The 18781-nt window shown below is 36.7% G+C and carries 18 protein-coding genes; all 18 read right to left on the reverse strand.

Translation table 11 applies throughout. The annotated features are described in order from the left end of the window. Positions 1-45: 45 nt before the first annotated feature. Positions 46-621 carry a transposase gene (locus ACLKL2_RS08800; RefSeq protein WP_413694103.1) on the reverse strand — a complete coding sequence of 192 codons (576 nt, stop codon included), beginning with the start codon at positions 619-621 and terminating at the stop codon, positions 46-48. Positions 622-727: 106 nt separating this feature from the next. Beyond that, positions 728-1927 (reverse strand): hypothetical protein, encoded by a 1200-nt coding sequence (locus ACLKL2_RS08805; protein WP_413694104.1) that lies wholly within the window; start codon positions 1925-1927, stop codon positions 728-730. 3 nt (positions 1928-1930) lie between these two features. Beyond that, positions 1931-2101, reverse strand: a complete 171-nt coding sequence (locus ACLKL2_RS08810) for a hypothetical protein (protein ID WP_413694105.1) — start codon at positions 2099-2101, stop codon at positions 1931-1933. Between the two features lie 271 nt (positions 2102-2372). Beyond that, the gene (locus tag ACLKL2_RS08815; RefSeq protein ID WP_413694106.1) at positions 2373-2783 is read right to left on the reverse strand and encodes a glycosyltransferase family 2 protein; all 411 of its coding nucleotides are present in this window, start codon (positions 2781-2783) and stop codon (positions 2373-2375) included. After that, positions 2780-3625 carry a sulfotransferase domain-containing protein gene (locus tag ACLKL2_RS08820; RefSeq protein WP_413694107.1) on the reverse strand — a complete coding sequence of 282 codons (846 nt, stop codon included), beginning with the start codon at positions 3623-3625 and terminating at the stop codon, positions 2780-2782. The genes ACLKL2_RS08815 and ACLKL2_RS08820 overlap by 4 nt, the downstream gene beginning before the upstream one ends. Positions 3626-3746: 121 nt before the next feature. Next, positions 3747-6284: a glycosyltransferase gene (locus ACLKL2_RS08825; RefSeq protein ID WP_413694108.1), complete on the reverse strand. Its 2538-nt coding sequence runs from the start codon at positions 6282-6284 to the stop codon at positions 3747-3749. Next, complete coding sequence (locus tag ACLKL2_RS08830; RefSeq protein ID WP_413694109.1) at positions 6284-7369, reverse strand: hypothetical protein; 1086 nt, start codon at positions 7367-7369, stop codon at positions 6284-6286. The genes ACLKL2_RS08825 and ACLKL2_RS08830 overlap by 1 nt, the downstream gene beginning before the upstream one ends. A 2-nt stretch (positions 7370-7371) precedes the next feature. Continuing rightward, positions 7372-8454, reverse strand: coding sequence for a dTDP-glucose 4,6-dehydratase (gene rfbB, locus ACLKL2_RS08835; protein WP_413694110.1), 1083 nt, complete (start codon positions 8452-8454; stop codon positions 7372-7374). A gap of 70 nt (positions 8455-8524) precedes the next feature. Beyond that, a complete protein-coding gene (rfbD, locus tag ACLKL2_RS08840) occupies positions 8525-9421 on the reverse strand; it encodes a dTDP-4-dehydrorhamnose reductase (RefSeq protein WP_413694111.1) in 897 nt (298 codons plus the stop codon). A gap of 21 nt (positions 9422-9442) precedes the next feature. Continuing rightward, positions 9443-10408 (reverse strand): glycosyltransferase family 2 protein, encoded by a 966-nt coding sequence (locus tag ACLKL2_RS08845; RefSeq protein ID WP_413694112.1) that lies wholly within the window; start codon positions 10406-10408, stop codon positions 9443-9445. Continuing rightward, positions 10405-11208, reverse strand: coding sequence for a hypothetical protein (locus ACLKL2_RS08850; RefSeq protein ID WP_413694113.1), 804 nt, complete (start codon positions 11206-11208; stop codon positions 10405-10407). Before ACLKL2_RS08850 ends, ACLKL2_RS08845 begins: the two co-directional genes overlap by 4 nt. A 3-nt stretch (positions 11209-11211) precedes the next feature. Then, positions 11212-11757: a dTDP-4-dehydrorhamnose 3,5-epimerase gene (gene rfbC, locus ACLKL2_RS08855; RefSeq protein WP_413694114.1), complete on the reverse strand. Its 546-nt coding sequence runs from the start codon at positions 11755-11757 to the stop codon at positions 11212-11214. 1192 nt (positions 11758-12949) lie between these two features. Then, positions 12950-13855, reverse strand: coding sequence for a glucose-1-phosphate thymidylyltransferase RfbA (rfbA, locus tag ACLKL2_RS08860; protein ID WP_413694115.1), 906 nt, complete (start codon positions 13853-13855; stop codon positions 12950-12952). A gap of 41 nt (positions 13856-13896) precedes the next feature. Continuing rightward, on the reverse strand, positions 13897-15219 hold the full coding sequence (locus ACLKL2_RS08865) for a lipopolysaccharide biosynthesis protein (RefSeq protein ID WP_413694116.1): 1323 nt from the start codon (positions 15217-15219) through the stop codon (positions 13897-13899). A 355-nt stretch (positions 15220-15574) separates the two neighbouring features. Beyond that, positions 15575-16120, reverse strand: coding sequence for a hypothetical protein (locus ACLKL2_RS08870; RefSeq protein WP_413694117.1), 546 nt, complete (start codon positions 16118-16120; stop codon positions 15575-15577). Between the two features lie 49 nt (positions 16121-16169). After that, on the reverse strand, positions 16170-16730 hold the full coding sequence (locus tag ACLKL2_RS08875) for an SLBB domain-containing protein (protein ID WP_413694118.1): 561 nt from the start codon (positions 16728-16730) through the stop codon (positions 16170-16172). 35 nt (positions 16731-16765) lie between these two features. Continuing rightward, positions 16766-17917, reverse strand: coding sequence for a polysaccharide biosynthesis/export family protein (locus ACLKL2_RS08880; RefSeq protein WP_413694119.1), 1152 nt, complete (start codon positions 17915-17917; stop codon positions 16766-16768). 32 nt (positions 17918-17949) lie between these two features. After that, positions 17950-18354 (reverse strand): hypothetical protein, encoded by a 405-nt coding sequence (locus ACLKL2_RS08885; protein WP_413694120.1) that lies wholly within the window; start codon positions 18352-18354, stop codon positions 17950-17952. Between the last annotated feature and the right edge of the window lie 427 nt (positions 18355-18781).

Genomic DNA, 18781 nt, shown 5'->3' on the forward strand with positions numbered 1-18781 from the left:
GCTCATCAAGCATCGATTGATATTTATCAACAAACTCATTATCACCTAAAAAACTTGATGCTGTAAGTTATCCCAAACATTTTTGCCAACACCACATTGAACAAACTCTCTATAAGACTTTATTGCATCCTGACGATTATTTGCAAACATAATAAGTAATGCATTTGTAGATAACCAGGTAGGCGATTCAGCATAGCCCACCATACAAAACCAGCTGGACCATAACCACTCATCAGGAAAGTTTACCATATGAGCCCTAATAGGGTTTAAAACAATGTAACGACATAATTCTAAAAGGTAAACATCCCTATCAACTAAAATCGCTTTATAGCGTCCTTGAAAAAGATGGCCAATACGACGATGCTTACGGTTTATAGACTGTGTAAAAACACCATTTAACTGACGCATCCCTTTACTCAAATTTGCGTCTGGTGTCTCAACTAACAAGTGATAATGATTGTTCATTAAACAATAAGCATGAATAACCCAATTATATTGTTTGCAAACGCCTCCTAAAATATCAAGAAAAAGCAAAAAATCATCTTCATCAAAATAGATAATCTTTCGCTCATTACCACGCGAAGTAATATAATAAAGCGCACCAGCAAACTCTAAACGCAAAGGACGACTCATTACAACAACCTACAATTTAGGATAATCTAACAAATCTAATTCAGATTAGGCTAAGAGGCAAAATACAAGCCCTGCCCTCGTTCTTCTTAAAAAATCAAGATTTATTCTTATTTAGAGAACTATACTGAAATAACTTCTTGTTTATAAAATGTCCACTCGGTCTTAAAAAATTCAGAATTGACATAATGTCATGTGAAAACTCTAGGTCATTAGCTTCATTTTCGATAGCTAAATCCCTCAATCTATCAATAGTATTATTACTAATTTTTTTAGACATTGGCATTAATAATTTATCAAACATAAAATGAAGCTTACTTAAATCAAATGTACAGGGGCTTCTTATTTCTTGGATAGTCTTCAAACCGGAGCTTTTATCAAAGAATAATAATTCAGTTAACATAGAATAAGGCTCTATCAACTTATTATCCCCTCGATCAAATAAATTTCTAATGTTTTGATTGGTCTTCAATGAGGATAACTTTAATTTACCATAAAGCTCAAAATCAATAGCTTCATGATAATAACCAATCCCTTCCAAGCCAACTTTTATATTATTTATTGCTAAACCTGAGCAACCTACTCCTGATTTTAAATTAACAAAGCCCACCGATAAAAGCTTATAATCATTTGATACATTTACGGTAATATCAGATTTAATTTCTAAAAATTTAATACTTATTAGACTGTTAGAAAAAAGATCAACATTATCTTCTGTTTTCAAATTATCAGTTAATACATTTACTTTAAATGGGCAGTTTAAAATTACTCCCTTCTTTACTGTTTCACTAAATAAAGAGCTAGAAAGTAATTCAGAAAACCATAATCCAAAAAGGTACGAAGCATGATGAGTTATATGAATCTCATCTTTAAAAATGAAGTCCTGGCACTCGAGTTTGTTTAAGTTTAATACCGATATATTATGCTTCTCAGACAATACAAGGAGTTCTGTAAAATATTTATAATGCTTATGCCTATAAATATTTTTTACAGGAAAAAACAAGTTGATAACATTTGTATTTATAGCGCCTAAAATTTTGTAAAAATCTAGACAATACCCTCGATAGCTACTACCAAGCCGATCTAAGTAAAAATTAATATCATTAATATAATGATCAATTATTAAAACATCACAGCTTTCTATGAGCTCTATATTTGTTAAGATAGTCTTTATATGATAAAAAAATGGGACTCTACCAACAGATAATTGTATAATTTGATGCTGCTCCCTAAGAGATTTTATATAGCCATTCTCACCAGAAACTGAATTAGAAGTACCCAATATAGCAATTTTCATAAATCACCCAATAGTATCTATCTTTTTAAGTAAATTATTATAATGATAAATATGTTGCTCTAAAAATCTTAAAGCTGAATTATCATAAACACTAGCCTTATCAAACTTATTTAAATACTCTTCATGCCTTTTATTTTTTACTTGAACTGGATCTAAACCATTGCCTCTAGACATTTTAGAAAAGAACTCTGCTTTTGATCGGATCGTGTAATGATTGATTTGAGCATAATCAAAGGTTATATAAGACTCATTTATAGGAAACCCAGGTTTCTTTGCATCAGAACTAAGTTCATAACCATCAGAATATATATACTTGATTTGTTCTTCTGCTCCATTTTTATAAATCGCTCGATGATGAAACCTAACTAACTCAGGATTGTACCTAAATATACTTTTAAATTGCCTATGCTCTCTGTATGGAGCGTTTGCAGATAATAAAAAACGCTCAGGTGTTAAGCCTAAACCTTTTTTCTATTCCACCTGAACCAAAAATTTTCCAATTAATAGCAATTGCATCAGCATTAAAACGACTTAAGTAGTCTGTTATATTACTATCATACTTCAGAACTAAAAACTCATCGGAGTCTAAACAACAAACCCACTCGGGTTTATGTTCATGTACCCACTCCATACCTTTATTAAATGCATACATTTGAGGTTGTTTACCCTCTGGAGGATTAAGCTCAAAATATTCAATAACACCTATTTTTTGTAATTTTTCTAAAAGAATTAAAGAATCATCATCGTTATTGTTAGTATAAATTATTATCTTATCGAAACCTATCATGAGGTTCCAAGAGACCCATTCAAGTATATAATCAGCTTCATTTCTCATACTGGTAATCACAACTTTCATTTGCGGCTCCATTTATTAGGTAGGAATCCAAACTCACTTTCAATAAAATTATAAGTTTCATCTAGACTTTCAATAAGAAAGTTTTCTACAGCTGTATTAAACACATATTTAGTAGAAGTATTTACTCTTTTCTCTAAAGTTTCTTCACTAATATTTTGTACCTCTATATCTAGAAAATTAGACACTTCAATTACTTTTAATTTTTTATTTTCCATAATATCTTCGAAAAACATATATAAAATACTTTCCTTTTCAAAATATGAATTTATCCTTTTCACAGTATCTTGATAACGACTCATATTCAAAATAAAGCTTTTCTTCGCTACTTCCATAATAAAGCTATCTGTTGCTGCATTAATATCAAGATTATGAGTTTGGAAATAATATTGAATAGCAGATTTAGCTCTGGCAATAGGGTCTCGCATAATAAAAATAATTTTTTGTTTTTTTGAAATCTTCTTAATATTTTCAAAACCAGCGTCAGGAAGCAATGCATATTCAGGTGTAAAGTCAGCTGCATACTTTTTATCTGTTTTTAAATGATTGATATACCATTCATCATTCACGGGTGATAACAACTTTTGAATCCCTTTATCCACCGCTTTACCCTGCGAAAGCTTAGTAAAATAGTTTTCTAAAGCAAAACGATTATTTTCAATTAAACTTTTGATATAAGATACTTTTCTAGTTGTTAATAAAATACTACCATTATGAATGGTATTAAAATAATGAACTTCTTTCACATCTGAAAATCCAATTTTAGGATGATCTTTTAGCTGAGCATGCAACCAAGTTGTCCCAGTTTTTTGTGCGCCTACACACAACAATAAATTATCAATCACTTATATATCTCCACTAATTCTGAAACTTGTTTATCTGCAATTCGAATATCAAACTCATTAACATTTTGTTTAAATTGCTTTGTATTTTTGTCTATTTGAATAATTGTGTTGCTTAAACTATTCATTTCAGGAGCGATTCTAAAGCCACTTCTCCCTTCAATAACATCTTCGCCAATTCCACCAAATTACTCGCAACTACCCAACAACCACAAGCAGCCGCTTCACGTGTTACCAATCCATAACTTTCAGGCCACATTGATGGTGCAAATAACACATCCAATTTTTGATAAAGGCTTGTCACTCCCATTTGACTTACTCGTCCAATAAAAGTAACGGGTACTTTACCCCAATAAGTTTTATCTTCGTAACCATCAGGTTTTGAATGATCAACAATTAACATTTCAATATTTTTAGGTTGCTCTTTTTCAATTGACTCTTTTAGTAAGAAGTAACCTTTATGATTGGCCATACCACCAATATGCGCACAAACCACCTTTTCTGTATGCGCTGTATTTTTAGGCTTCCACTCAACAGTTGAGCTGATACCATTTTTGTTCACTTGAATATCTGGATAACCATTTTTACTGTAAATGTCAGCAAAGCTTTGCGATACAGTAAGGAGCTCTTTTGCACCATGTAATAGCGATTGATAATAATTAATACGTTCAATAGAATCGCTCAATGATACGTTATTAGGTAATACTCTAGGGGCAAACATATCAGGATGGCCGTCAGGATACACCGTATCATTTTGATCGATCAGGAACTGATGATCTGATATCCACCAAGCGTCATGCGCAGTGATAATATAAGGCACATTATTATCTTTTGTTGCTTCGACGATAGAGGCAGTTAAACGTTGTACACAATGGAAGTGCACTAAATCAGGCTTTTCAAGATCTAAAAATTGCTCAAACAGATCGTACATATTGTCATCTTTAGGATGCCAATCCATATTCTCTCTGAACAAAATAGTAGAACGATAAACCGTCACCCCCTGATGTTGATAGGTATCCAGCTTATAAGGAGTTGTACAACGCTCATCGGAAGTAAAAACCACTAGCTCGTAATCGTCACCGTACTGCTTTTGTAGGATATCAAAATTATCAGATACAACACGAGTTGCTCCACCAATTGATTGCGGCGGAAAAAACACATTCACAATGGCTATTTTTTTCTTTATTTTCGTCGTTTTATTTTCAACAGGAGATACCACCTGTTGAATATCATCCACTAATTTTTCGCCAAGCGTTTCTAAACTATATTCTGTTTTTACGCGTTGTAGTGCCTTATCTGCAATTTTATGGCGTAACGCAGCATCATCTACTAATGAACTGAGAGCGACTGTCCATTCGTTTGGTGTTGAAGCTAACAGAGCATCTTCACCATCGTTAATAACATCCCTATAATTTGCAGTGCTACTCAAAACAGAGGGCACACTCAGACAAGCTGCTTCAAACCATTTTAACTCGCTCTTACAACCGTTAGTTTCATCATCAACTAGTATTGCTAAGTTGATATCAGCTTGTTCCAATAAATTCCAATAAGCTCTTACGCTTTTGACTGGTGGAACCATTGAAAGTTGTGATGCGAAGGTAGTTTTAAAACTGTTCGGAAGCTCTAAATACCCAGCAACAATTAAACGTGTATTTGGATATTTTTTTAACACTCTCTCAAGTGCTGGCAATGCCAATTCAATAAAATCAGTATTATGGGCTTGTGTTCCACTGCCATAGAAGATATCGATAGTTTTTTTACCAACTTTTTTCTTATTGGAAAAATAGTTTAAGCTATCTAAGCCATTTCGATGCAATAAACAAACGCTGGATTTTACTAATTTTGCGAGTTTATCTCTCAATAATTCAGTTGATGCAATGCCAAAACGACACTTTTTAGCTAATGCTGAAAAATTACCTGATGCTTTACGAAGCTCAATATGAGTATTGATATCAACGTAACCACCGAAGGTTTCAATCGAAGCTGGGTATGAGGCATCAAATAATAAATCGTCAATTTCAAAGAATGAAGCTTTACCATTTGCATTAACTTGCGCTAATGCTTTAATCACTGTTGGTACTGAAGGTACTCGATAAAAAATAACAATATCATGTAACGCTACTTCACTTAAATTCTGTTCAATTTCAGTCCAGCTTACGGTCTTAACAACCTTACCTTGTAACTCTAGTTGCTCTACTTTTTGATCAATACGGTAACGAATACATTGAGGAATATGATAGTCACCAATAATAAGTACTTTTTCGGTATTTAAGTTGGACTTAAGCGTGGTTACGTTATCTGTTGAATAATATTGATAATAAGCGTCATAAATATAATCTGTGTACTTTTCTGCGCAAGCTATTAATTCTTTTCTTTGATCAAGGTTACTTAAAACCTGCATCTCACCTAAATTATCTTCGTAAAGTTTTTTACAAAAACCATCAATCCACTCTAATACAACAGTTTGCTCTGGATTATCTTTTTTGTACTGCACTAAAAATTTTAATCCACTAGTAATATTGGTTAGTTTTTCATAACACTGCAATAAAGAACCTAATGCACCAAAGCTGATTTTATTATTAAGTTTATAACCATTTTCATAGGCTTTTTGTGCCGTTCTAAAATCGTTTTGCTCAAAATAAGTTCCGGCAATAATCTCCATTATTTCATTTGAAGGTAGGAAATAACAAGCGATGCGCCATGCACTTCTCGCATTGTGAAGCTTGGCATGATCGCTTGAGCTTTTAAATTGATTATACAACCTAACCCTAACCCACGATAAAATCGTGCGTTACTTTCTTTAGTATCTTCAACCTTGATGGGTTTAGTCATCGATCCTTGCGCTAAATTTAAATAGTCTTGTAGCGTCACTGACAATTCGGCATTTCTGTCTAAAACATCAACAAAATCATAATCTAAAGGGTTAAACAAAAGACCTGATTGATTATTTTTTTCAAGCCACTCTTCTAGTCCTTTTAAGCGCCCCTCTTCTTTACCGTGAAAGAACCAATGAAATTTGGCATCTACTTCATTATCTATACCAGCAACTATTAAATCTGGATAAAAATGCTTATAAAATGCGTAGTCAAAATCAAATTGCATATGTAATGATTTCGCCACAAATATTGCTTTGTTTTGATAGCGTTTTTCTTTTTTACCGTTGCTTAACCAGTGCTGCTTTAATTGTGATGTAGATAACTCAGCTAGATCAGGGTAATGACTTTTGTAAAACTCAACATCTAATTCTTTATCGAGGTCTTTATAAATAACCTCTTCTTTTATTTGCTCTATCGACACAGTAAACTCTAACGTGTCTATTAATAGCTCTGCTTCTAAAAAATTAACACTGATACTCAACTGAGATAATACTAACCATTTTTTATCGATATCACTTTTTGTTAATGTATAAGAAAAGCTAGAATTAGGATCTTGTAAGATAGCCTTCAAATCTTCTCTATACTCTTTACAGGAAACGGTAGCGATTTTAGTATCTTCAATAAAAATAGTAACCGTATCAGCTTTTTTTGCCCAACCTTGAATCGCATCACCAACTAATCCATCAATAAAAACATCAGGAATTTTTATTGGTGGATTAGTTTTTTGACCAACTTCAACAGAGGCCTCTTTAGCTACCTTATTTTTCATATCAGAGTCTTTTGTGTTTAATTGGTTGTTTACTGTAGATTCCTTTCCTACCGAAGCAGTTGATTTTGCTACAACTGCCTCTTCGATTTTATTTTTATCCATAATTATTTCTCTTCCAGCAAAGGAGCCCACCAATCTTCTTTTCCTAAGTACCACTCAACAGTTTTCTTAATCCCTGTTTCAAATGACTCAACGGGCTTATAACCTAGTTCATTATTCGTTTTCGTTGCATCAATCGCATAGCGCCAATCATGGCCTGCACGATCTTCTACAAAGGTTATTAACGAGGCGGCCTCGCCTACTAGTACGGCTTTCGCCTTCGGGAAACGAGATGCGAGAGCCGGATCATTAGCAAAAAGCTCATCCATAAGTTTACAAACTAGTTTCACAATATCGATATTCGCCCATTCGTTATGACCACCGATATTGTAGTTTTCACCTAAACGGCCTTTGTTTAATACAAGCTCGATACCACGTGCGTGATCTTCTACGTATAACCAATCACGAATTTGTTGTCCATCACCGTAAACAGGTAGCGGTTTGTCGTGCAGGATATTAGTAATAATCAGAGGGATCAGTTTTTCTGGGAAATGGTAAGGACCGTAGTTATTTGAACAGTTTGACGTCGTTACTTCTAACCCATATGTATGGTGGTAAGCACGTACTAGGTGATCACTTGCCGCTTTAGACGCTGAGTAAGGCGAGTTTGGAGCGTAAGCAGTGTCTTCGGTAAAGGCTGGATCATGCGGCCCTAATTCACCATAGACTTCATCGGTAGAAACATGGTGGAAACGATGTTTAAGCGGCGCTTCACTTTTCGATTTAGGTTCATCAATCCATACTTTTTTAGCGGCCTTTAACAGGCTATAAGTACCGATAATATTCGTTTCAATAAAGGCATCTGGCCCTGTAATTGAACGGTCAACGTGAGACTCAGCTGCAAAATGCACTAAGGTATCAACCTTATGCTCTTTTAATAGACTTTCTACTAACGCAGTGTCACAAATATCACCATGAGCAAATACAAAATTTGGGTTATCTTCAACAGATTCTAAGCTTTCGCGGTTACCTGCATAGGTTAAGGCATCTAATACCACAACTTTATCTTGTGGGTTGTTTTCCAACCAATATAAAACGTAGTTTGCACCAATAAAGCCTGCACCGCCTGTTACTAATAAATTTCGCATTTTAATTTATTCCATTATTTTAAATTTAATTTTTAAATTTTTAGATGCGAGATTTTTCGCATCTAATTTCTTATGCTTTCTTTAATTCATCCATCATGCTAGATAGCTGTTTACGCCAATGGGTTGTTTCGACACCGCTTGCTTGTTCTGCAGTACTTTTATCGATGACGCTAAAGCTGGGTCTTGTTGCGGGTGTTGGGTAGGCGCTAGCGGGAATTGGGCGTACTGGGATGGCTTTATCTAATAAGCCTTTTTCAATAGCAAGCTCTTGGATCGCAACGGCAAAGTCATACCATGAACACACACCTGCATCTGTCCAGTGAAGAAGCGTTGCTTCTTTTTGAGATGATAGATGCGAGTTGGCTTCGCTACGAGATACTAGCGCCCAGATCATTTCTGCTAAGCCTTTTGCCCATGTAGGGGTCCCGACTTGGTCATAAACAATACCTAATTGGTCTTTTTCAGCCATTAAGCGCAGCATGGTTTTTACAAAGTTATTACCATTGACGGAGTAGACCCAAGCGGTACGGATGATAGTCGCTTGTTCACCTAGAATAGTATTGACTTTACGATCACCCGCTAGCTTTGATGCGCCATAAACATTAATAGGATTAACGGAATCATCCGTTTGATAAGGGGTGGTTTTCGTGCCATCGAAGACAAAATCGGTAGAGACGTGGATTAGTTTTGCTGATACCTTTTTACAAGCAGTAGCGATATATTCACTGCCCAAGTCGTTCACAGCGTAAGCGGTTTCTGTATCACTTTCAGCTTTATCGACGGCGGTATAAGCAGCGGCATTAATAACAACATCAGGTTGAAATTGCGTAATAGTTTGATTCACTTGATCTGCATTGGTGATATCAAGCTCTTCAACTGAACAACTAAGTAATTGTATGCCTTGTGGTGCTAGCTTCTCTAATTCCCACGCGAGCTGACCGCCCTTCCCTGTAATTAATACTTTCATAGCAACCTTACTTGTTTTAAATTATTTTTTTATTACTTTTGTTTTTTTACTATCCAAAAGTGATACTAAGAGCGCTACTTTACCGAAAAAATGAGATCGAGTCACTTTCCCTTTACAAAAATAAGACATTTTTTTGCACAAAGTCGCGCTATTGAGACTACTTAAAATAGCGAGTGTTTCATTCTCACTCAATTTATTTTTTTGTTCGAACTGTTTAAAGGCAATTGCTTGATTAATAATGCCTTGTTGGCTTTTTTTAAATTGGCGTAAATGGTGAGTAAATTTTAAAAATAACGAGATAACACTGCGTTCACGTGCACCAATAGTGTTGTGATGATGTTGACGATATTGGATCAATGCTTTGTCGATAAACACTATCTCTCCGCAACGATGTGCTACCAGTGCTAACCACCAATCATGCATGTAAGCTTGCTCTGGTATTGGTAAAGCTTTTTCCATTAATGCACGATTAAATAAGGTGGTGCAGCCTGAGACGACGTTTTGTTGGCATAGTTGTTTAAATGTGCGATGCCAATCTTTGCTGATGTTCTTTAAGCTAAAGTAGCTATCGCAAATGAGTTGCAAATTTTCATCAACAATTTGCTTGTCACTAAAGACTAATATTGGCGTATTAGGCGGTAATCTGTTTTCTGCTTGTTTTAAGTGCTGTATCGAAACGCTGATCTTTTCAGGGAACCAAATATCATCTTGATCGCACAACATGAGGTAGTTCGCCGAGGTTTTAGTTAACCCATAGCCGAAATTATGACTCGGTCCATGCAAACCACTTTCGTTGAGGTGTAGCTCTATTCGCTGATCTTGCTTAGCTAGCTGCGTAATAAGGTTGAGTGTATTATCCGTTGAACCATCATCCACAATAATTAAACGTGAGACTAAAGTATGATAATCGATACAAGCTTGAATTGACTTTACCTGCTCAACTAAGAACCGTTCTCCATTATAAGTGGCGAGTACGATATCGATCATTTCTTATATCTATTTTGATATTCAAGACGCGAGGTTAATGCGGTTTCTTGTTTTTTAGAGAAGGAGTATTTAAATACACTTTGCACATGCCAAAAGAAGTATTTGCTCATAAATTGCTTACTGGCACAACGTCTGAAATGGACCGCTTTAACGTTCTCTAAATATTGTAATGGAAAACCCGCTTTATTCGCTCTGAAACTGAAGTCGATATCTTCACAATACATATAATAGCGTTCATCTAAGCCATTGAGTTGATTATACAAGTCCGCTTTGATGATCATAAAAGCACAACTCGCCCAATACGCTTGGTTGTCAGCCAAGCCTCTCGCTCGGTTCACCATGGTTGATCGGTCGTTTAGTAAGTAGGTTTTAATAAAGCTGGAGAATTTAGGATAGAGACGAATATTATCGTCTTGCACCATCTCTTCTCTGTCTAAAAATAAGTTTCCGACGCCTAAATTAATGGTTTGGTTTTTTAATACATCAATCAGCTCGAGTATATTTCGCTGGGTAATAAATACATCTGGATTTAGTAGGATAAAGTAGTCATCTTCTTCCATCCCTAACTCAAACTTACAATGCATGTAATTGGCATTATTGTTAGCAGAGAAGCCTTGTTCATGCCCATTAGCAAGGTAGTGTGCATTATATTTATCACAGTATTTTTTTAACTTGCCAACGGGATCATTATCTCGACAGACGACAGTGATTTCATCATATTTCGAAAAAGCTTTGATAGTGCCTAGGTTGATGATCACATCATGATGGCGGTGCGACACTATTGATATAAAGATGCGCATTAATTAAAACTTTGGTGCATCAGTAAAGCTTAAACCTGCTTCATCTTTGGCAGAGAGTAATGGTTTTTTATCAGCTGCGATTGGCCAATCAATGTTCAGTGATGAATCGTCCCATTTTAGAGAGACTTCTGCATTTGGATTGTAAACGTCAGTACATTTGTACACGAATTCGGCTTCGTCAGTAGTTACATAAAACCCGTGCGCAAAGCCTTCAGGCACCCACAGTTGGCGTTTGTTTTCAGCTGAAAGTAATACTCCAGCCCATTGTCCGAATGTTGGAGAGTCTTTACGCATATCAACTGCCACATCAAACACTTCACCTTTGGTTACTCGGACTAATTTACCTTGGGTGTTTTCGGTTTGGTAATGTAGACCACGTAAAATACCGTGACTAGATTTACTGTGGTTTTCTTGTACGAACTCACGTTCACCACAGTGTTCGTTAAATAATGTGGTACGGAATGTTTCCATAAAAAAGCCACGTTCGTCACCAAACACTTGTGGTTCGATAATTTTCACATCAGGAATATTCGTTTCAATAAATTTCATAAATACACTCAGTTATAAGTTACAAGTTATAAGTTAAAAGGCTAAAGTTACAAGTTAAAAGTTAACAGTCAAAACCAACACTTTCGCTCATTGCATAACACTGCGATAGCTATCAAGCGAAGCTTGATACTCGGACCGCTGGCTTCAGCCTGCAGATCTTTTTGTGTTGGATTTAAAAGCTTTTATGTCGTTTTATTACAAAGCTCTAAATCAAAATTAACACACTAAAACCAAAAACACTGCAGGCTAAAGCCAGCGCCCCTAAAGATGTTTCGTAACTTACTATATTATTCGTCAATTACGTCACATCAAAATTCAACACCTTCGCTCATTGCATAGCAGTGCGATAGCTATCAAACAACGTTTGATACTCGGGGCGCATGCTTTAGCCTGCCAGTATGCGAGTTATCGCATACAACGATTAGCATCGCTGAGCAAAGCGAACCGTGAATAACTAAAACAGCACAGTCAAAACACAAAAAAACAAATTCAAAAGAAGCAGGCTGAAGCCAGCACCCTAAAGATGTTTCGTAAACTACATGCATCAACATCAAGCACACAACACCAAAACACTGCAGGCTAAAAAAGGGAATCGCAGAGCTCTTCCGCTCATGACTCTAGCCTGCCGGCTAATTCGCCCAGCGCCCCTAAAAGATGTTTCGTAACTTACTATATTATTCGTCAATTACATCACATCAAAATTCAACACCTTCGCTCATTGCATAGCAGTGCGATAGCTATCAAACGAAGCTTGATATTCGGGGCGCTGGCTTCAGCCTGCCAGTATGCGAGTTATCGCATATGTTTTTTAGCTACTCTTTATTCAAATATAAAAGCTCAAGTTCGAAAGGCTACATTTAAAATCAAAACACAAAAAAACAAATTCAAAACAAGCAGGCTAAAGCATGCGCCCCTAAAGATGTGTCGCAACTTGCGCGACACTCAGCTCAAAACAAGCAGGCTGAAAAAAGGAATCGCAGAGCTCTTCCGCTCATTGCTCTAGCCTGCCGGCTAATTCGCCAAGCGCCCCTAAAGATATTTCGTAAACTACGTTGTATCAACATCGAACACAAAACCAAAAACAAGCAGGCTGCAGCCTGTGCCCCTTAAAGATGTTTCGTCAACTACGTTGTACTAACATCGAACACACAAAACCCAAAAAAGCAGGCTAAACCATGTGCACCTAAACATGTTATGTGCTTGGTAGTATTCTTACTTCTAGTAGGCTTAATAAGTACTCGCCGTAACCTGATTTTTTTAAAGGTTCTGCTAGTTTTTTGATGCCGTCTGCGTCTATGTATCCCATACGGAATGCGATTTCGCCTGGGCAGCATACTTTTAGACCTTGGCGTTTTTCGATGGCACGTATGTATAATGCTGCATCTAGTAAGTCATCTAATGTGCCTGTATCTAACCATGCGGTACCGCGGCCCATGACTTCTACTTTTAATGTTTTGTTATCAAGGTATTGTGAAATAACATCTGTTATTTCTAATTCGCCACGTGGTGACGGTTTAACATTTTTTGCGAATTCAACAACGTCTGCATCGAAGAAGTATAAACCAGGCACCGCGTAAGAAGATTTAGGCTCTGCAGGCTTTTCTTCAATCGAAATCGCTTGCCCTTCTTCATTGAATTCAACCACACCATAAGACGTTGGATTAGCCACGTAGTAACCAAATACAGTTGCTCCCGTTTCTTGTTTATTCGCTTTTTGTAATGATTTAGCAAGGTCGTGACCATAAAACAGGTTATCACCTAGAATTAATGCAGCAGGTGACCCATCTAAAAACTCTTCCGCTAATATAAATGCTTGTGCTAAACCATCAGGACTTGGCTGTACAACATATTCAATGCTCACGCCCCATTGTGAACCATCTTTTAATAGCTCTTTAAAACGTGGTAATTCCAATGGTGTTGAAATAATTAATATTTCAGTAATACCGGCCATAAATAGGTTAGAAAGTGGGTAATAAATCATCGGCTTATCGTAAACCGGCATCAACTGTTTACTCACTACTTTCGTTAGTGGGTAAAGTCGCGTGCCTGAACCACCTGCTAAGATAATCCCTTTGCGGTTTAATGGGTTATTATTCATACTCAGTCCTTTCCATTTATGTTGTAACAATTGAAATAATGTTATTTCAATTCTTTAATTGTACTAATAATTATTTTACCGATACCAAAGGCAAGACTTAATAGTAGTAAAAACAATGAGATATTATAAATGACATCAGGGTACTTGCTGTCTTCACTCAAGGTTGCTTTTTCAACGGTAATTAAATATTTCAATTGGCGATAAGCCTCTATGCGAGACTTCTCTAATGAGATTTGCGATGACGTATAAGCTTGCAACGCGAGATCCATTTTGATTTTATAGTCAGTGAATCGCGATAGAAGTTCACTGACCGGCACTTCGTCTAACCCAGTTTGTGACAACTTATCTCTTTCTACTTCTAACTGTGCATTCAATGCAGATAACTCATTTTTTAACCCTTGTACCTGTGGAGAGCTATCACTCATGATCGCTTTTAAGGTTTTAATTTCCGTCTGTTTAGTGGCGATTTGGCTTTCGATGGTATTAGTAATCGTTTGTTTAGCGGTACCTTCAGCGGTTGGATCTAATAGGTTATATTTTTGCTGGAAAACTAATAAGTCTTTTTGTGCAGAAGAGAATCGTTCTTCGATGCGTTTATGCTCGCCTTGCATAAAAGTTAATTGTGCATTAGCGAGTTGATGGCCAATCGAGTTAATAAACCATTCCGCTCTCTCTACTATGGTGTTGGTGAGTAACTGTGCGTATTGACTATCAAATCCCTGCGCTGCGACTGTAATTACTCCTGAAGCATCGTCTAATATGACATCGACATGTTCTTGATAATATTGGTTTAATGCTTCTTTAGAATCGTCATCATGAATACGGCTAAAGAAATCGATATTAGATTGAGAGTAATGTTCTCTTAAGGCGATGTTATTATCTAAATATTCGACCATGTCATTAGAGTAGATATAAGCTTTCACCAGTTCTGGGTCCGATCCACTACTACTACCAGTTAATCCCGTTAATAACGCCATACCAGAATCCATGGTTGAAGCACTATCAGGTTGCTGGACAATCACTTTAGCTTGACTTTCAAAACGCTCCGTCGCCCATAACAATTGATAAGCCGCAAAGATTAAGGTAGGTAATACGACACAAGCAAGGAAAGGCGAACGCTTCAGTTTAGCCAATTTTGATTGGGGTTTAGCAGTCGCTTTCGTTTTTTGAACAGGTGAATGCTGTTTTGGCTGAGATTGCTTTTTAATCTGTGATTTTAGATTGTTCACACGAACCAAAATACGATCTGATAATTCAGGATCTGTTGCTCTCAATGACTCTGCTTTCTTTTGTAAAAATTCAACATGATTAAACTCTGCTGGAGTGATTGAATTTTTAAACTCATTAAATCGTTTATCTAACATAAGTCGCTATAAAGGCTATAGGTAGTAATACCTAAAGGCTTGAAAATTAATAAAAGCTTTAAATATTAATGTTTAAAGCCTGACAAATAGAGCCGTTATCTGTTTGCAATGAGATTAACGACTTATCGCTTGTTTCCACCCTATGTGATAACAAGCGAGTGCAAAAACACGCTGATTAACGTACACATATCTAAAAAGAAATAACTTACCCCTTCATGACCATAACTTGGATAAGCCGCATAACGGGTTAGTTCTACCGCATGTAATAAAGGGTTCCAATCTAGGTAATGCCAATACTCTCTTGGAATATCTTGTAAACTGAAGAATATACCAGAGATAAAAAACAGAGGACGCGTCAGTAATTGTTGGATTTTTTTAGTTCCGGTATAAAGCAGTATGATAAGCCAAATATGGTGCCTAAACTGACGGCTATTAACCACACTTTAAAGAAGTTAGTGATCACTGAAATGGCATCATGGACGACTATGTCTATCTGCAAAACAAAACAAATTAAAGCAATGACAAATACAACAGCAATCTTGATGAGTAGTTCAAAGAAGCCAATTGCGATAATTGAGCTGATAGGTTGTACCTGCCTAAATGCATATAAGGGTTTATTTTTTTGTACGGCACCACTGGTTTTACTTAATACACTTAAGAAAAATTGAATTAAAATCATGCCGTAGACCATAAAAAACATAGTTGGCATGCCGTGCGTATCGCCTCCACCAGACAATAAGGTACGCATTGCTGTCATACCCGCAATCATGATCAAAGGTGAAACCACGGTCCAAATTAGCCCAATTTTATCGGTCGATTGGCTTTTAACTTCCCGTAAAAATATCGCAAATATCACATCAGCCCAGACTTTTAGGGTTGAACGTTTTTGAACTAAAGCCATTGTTTTAGCCCTGCGTGATCAGTGAAGATTTGCATATTGAGGCTATACATTAGTTAATGGCCACATTGGCTGCAACAGCAATTTGATAAACAATTTGTGTAATATCTTTAACAGACTGAATGATTTTTGTATCCACTTTCGGCAACACTAATACTTGATCACCACGATTTATCTTAATGGATTTGGCCTCTTTATCATCTTTAGCAAAGACCACCATGCCGTTAGCACGCACAATTGAGATACGCTCATCGTCAGCTCTATCAGTAAAGCCGCCAGCCCAAGCGACGTAATCGTCTAAAGTTGCATCTGGGTTATAAACAATCGCCTGCGGAACGAGTACTTCACCACCTACATTGATTAAGTCGGTGTAATGTGGGATGACGATTTGATCACCCTTTTCTAAGAAGATATCTGCTGTAACACCATTATCGGATACGATGACTTTACCCAATGGTTTCACTTGGCGCGCTTTTTCTACAAATTGCATCACTAGCTCCGCTTCTTTTGCACGGATCGATGCTTCTCCATCTGATGCTGCAGGTGCAGTAAAGACACTTCGTTCAAGCCTATCTAATGAGTCGTCTAAGATCTGTTTTTGACGTTCAGCCACACTTTTTCTTAAGATGTAAATCGATTGATTATCAGTTAGCTCAGGAACGATAGGGATGGCATTAAGTACGTCGTGTAAACGAGTGCTTTTTTCACGGCAAAGTATGATGGGCCTAGGTAGCTGCCAGATACTTGCACATCAATGACTTGTGCATGGTTATCGTCATTAAAGACTAGGCTATCACCATCTTGTAATGTGTAGTTTAAGAAATCTTGATAGGTCAGATAAACTGAGAAAGGCCCCGTGTCACGGGTACCAAACACGCCTACGTGACTTATTTTGACCAGTGGTTTCGCGTATTCTGCTAGCTCACTGCCTTTAGTTTGTTTTTTCTTTAGCTCAAAGCGAAATGGGTTTTTAACACCACCAGACACATTCACTGCAGACTTTTGTGGTTTAACGAGAATGACGTCTTTATCTTTAAAGGTAATGCTTGGTAATTGCCCCGTTTGTACAAAATTGTACAGATCGACCTCTTTTAATACTTTATTGTCTCGAATAATTTGAATACTGCGGTAACTACCACGTTCAGAGTCGATACCACCAGCACGCTTTAGATAATATAAAACGCTGTCTGATGCCATACCTGCATATTGACCAGGACGAATAATTGCACCAGATAAATACACGCTTACCGGCGTTGCTGTTAATAGATTAACGTAAACTTCAACGTTGTTGGTGTAAATCGCTTTGATTTTAGATTGTACCAGTTGGTTTACCTGGCTTGCTGGCACATCTAATACATTGATTGGCCCGATATTGGGAATGAAAATATTACCTTGGTTGTCGACGGTTACTACACTACTGTAAGAAACTGCGCCCCATATCCAGATATTGATTTGGTCGCCTGCTGCGATCAGGTAGTTTTCGTTTAAGCCGTCAACACGTTCGGTTTCATACCCACCAGCGAATAAGTTTGCGCCATAAGGCGGTGGGTTATCTTCACCTGATGAAGGTAATAGTTCACTTACGTCCACTTCGCCTGGTAATAAAATGCCTGAACGAGATTGATTTTGATAAGAGCCAATACTGCTACTGGCGGCATCGTCATTGGCTTCGATTTGTGGAATGCCAGCACTAGTACTGTTTTGAAGGTCAATCGTGCTTGGCTCAAAAGCGGCAAAGGCATTTGGCATGATAAATACACTTGTGAGTAACCAAACCGTGGTTGTTTTAAAAATATTCATATTAGGCTCAACGTTGTTAATAAGTGTTCATGCTATAAGTCGATATTATTATCTGCTTCGGTAATAGCGTGCTCTAAAAACCAAGATTTTGTTAGAGTGTCATTCTCTTTGTAAGGAGTTTCACAGGCAATTCTGGTTTTTGATGCTTGGTTTGATTCATTAAATACCATCTGGCGACATGAGTGCCCTAAAGCAGAGACATAAGTGGGTGCGATGGTGATTTTATATTGTTTGTAAGTCAGCGCTCTTGCTGCTGGATTACTTAGTGCAGAGGCAAAAGTAGGCGGTAGTTGTTTTTTGTTTGGTTTTACATCATTAGCGGTTACTAACGGTATTGTTGCATAAACTTCTCGAGGTTTACTGGTACAAGCAGCTAGGGTTAAGAGCAGAGGGAACAGTAAAAATCGACTGCGTTGTAAAGGTAAAAAATTAATCATAACACCTACTTAAGGCTAATCTAAGAAAGAAATTTTTGACAAAAAAAGACTGACAATAACAAAATCAAACTTTTAGAGCAATCTATAAGCCATTAATTTACACATCAAATTTTTCATAATCAAATCCATATCAAGCTACTTTATAACAAAAGTAACATTTATGCTCGTCTATTATAGGTATTAATGTTTGTTAATACCTACTTCGCCTGTAGCACCAATTAAGTTAAACTCTGTGACAGCCTGACGCCAATACTATAAAATCGTCTCTATTATATTTACACGTTTGTTGAGATAATTTGAACAAACGCACTATTACTTGTAGTTTCCATTCACTTTCAAAAAGCTAACTTCCTATGATAAAACGCACTTTTACTTCCCTTGGCCTGACTATGAATTAATCGATGCTGGTAATAGCCAAAAACTCGAA

This window comes from Psychromonas sp. KJ10-2 (assembly GCF_047323255.1).
Taxonomy (GTDB): Bacteria; Pseudomonadota; Gammaproteobacteria; order Enterobacterales; family Psychromonadaceae; genus Psychromonas.

Bases quoted from the DNA above. Each gene is read 5' to 3' on its own strand.
- ACLKL2_RS08805 (WP_413694104.1), bottom strand. From the start codon at position 1,927: ATGAAAATTGCTATATTGGGTACTTCTAATTCAGTTTCTGGTGAGAAT.
- ACLKL2_RS08810 (WP_413694105.1), bottom strand. From the start codon at position 2,101: ATGTCTAGAGGCAATGGTTTAGATCCAGTTCAAGTAAAAAATAAAAGG.
- ACLKL2_RS08815 (WP_413694106.1), bottom strand. From the start codon at position 2,783: ATGAAAGTTGTGATTACCAGTATGAGAAATGAAGCTGATTATATACTT.
- ACLKL2_RS08825 (WP_413694108.1), bottom strand. From the start codon at position 6,284: ATGGAGATTATTGCCGGAACTTATTTTGAGCAAAACGATTTTAGAACG.
- ACLKL2_RS08830 (WP_413694109.1), bottom strand. From the start codon at position 7,369: ATGGATAAAAATAAAATCGAAGAGGCAGTTGTAGCAAAATCAACTGCT.
- rfbB (WP_413694110.1), bottom strand. From the start codon at position 8,454: ATGCGAAATTTATTAGTAACAGGCGGTGCAGGCTTTATTGGTGCAAAC.
- rfbD (WP_413694111.1), bottom strand. From the start codon at position 9,421: ATGAAAGTATTAATTACAGGGAAGGGCGGTCAGCTCGCGTGGGAATTA.
- ACLKL2_RS08845 (WP_413694112.1), bottom strand. From the start codon at position 10,408: ATGATCGATATCGTACTCGCCACTTATAATGGAGAACGGTTCTTAGTT.
- ACLKL2_RS08850 (WP_413694113.1), bottom strand. From the start codon at position 11,208: ATGCGCATCTTTATATCAATAGTGTCGCACCGCCATCATGATGTGATC.
- rfbC (WP_413694114.1), bottom strand. From the start codon at position 11,757: ATGAAATTTATTGAAACGAATATTCCTGATGTGAAAATTATCGAACCA.
- rfbA (WP_413694115.1), bottom strand. From the start codon at position 13,855: ATGAATAATAACCCATTAAACCGCAAAGGGATTATCTTAGCAGGTGGT.
- ACLKL2_RS08865 (WP_413694116.1), bottom strand. From the start codon at position 15,219: ATGTTAGATAAACGATTTAATGAGTTTAAAAATTCAATCACTCCAGCA.
- ACLKL2_RS08870 (WP_413694117.1), bottom strand. From the start codon at position 16,120: ATGGCTTTAGTTCAAAAACGTTCAACCCTAAAAGTCTGGGCTGATGTG.
- ACLKL2_RS08880 (WP_413694119.1), bottom strand. From the start codon at position 17,917: ATGAATATTTTTAAAACAACCACGGTTTGGTTACTCACAAGTGTATTT.
- ACLKL2_RS08885 (WP_413694120.1), bottom strand. From the start codon at position 18,354: ATGATTAATTTTTTACCTTTACAACGCAGTCGATTTTTACTGTTCCCT.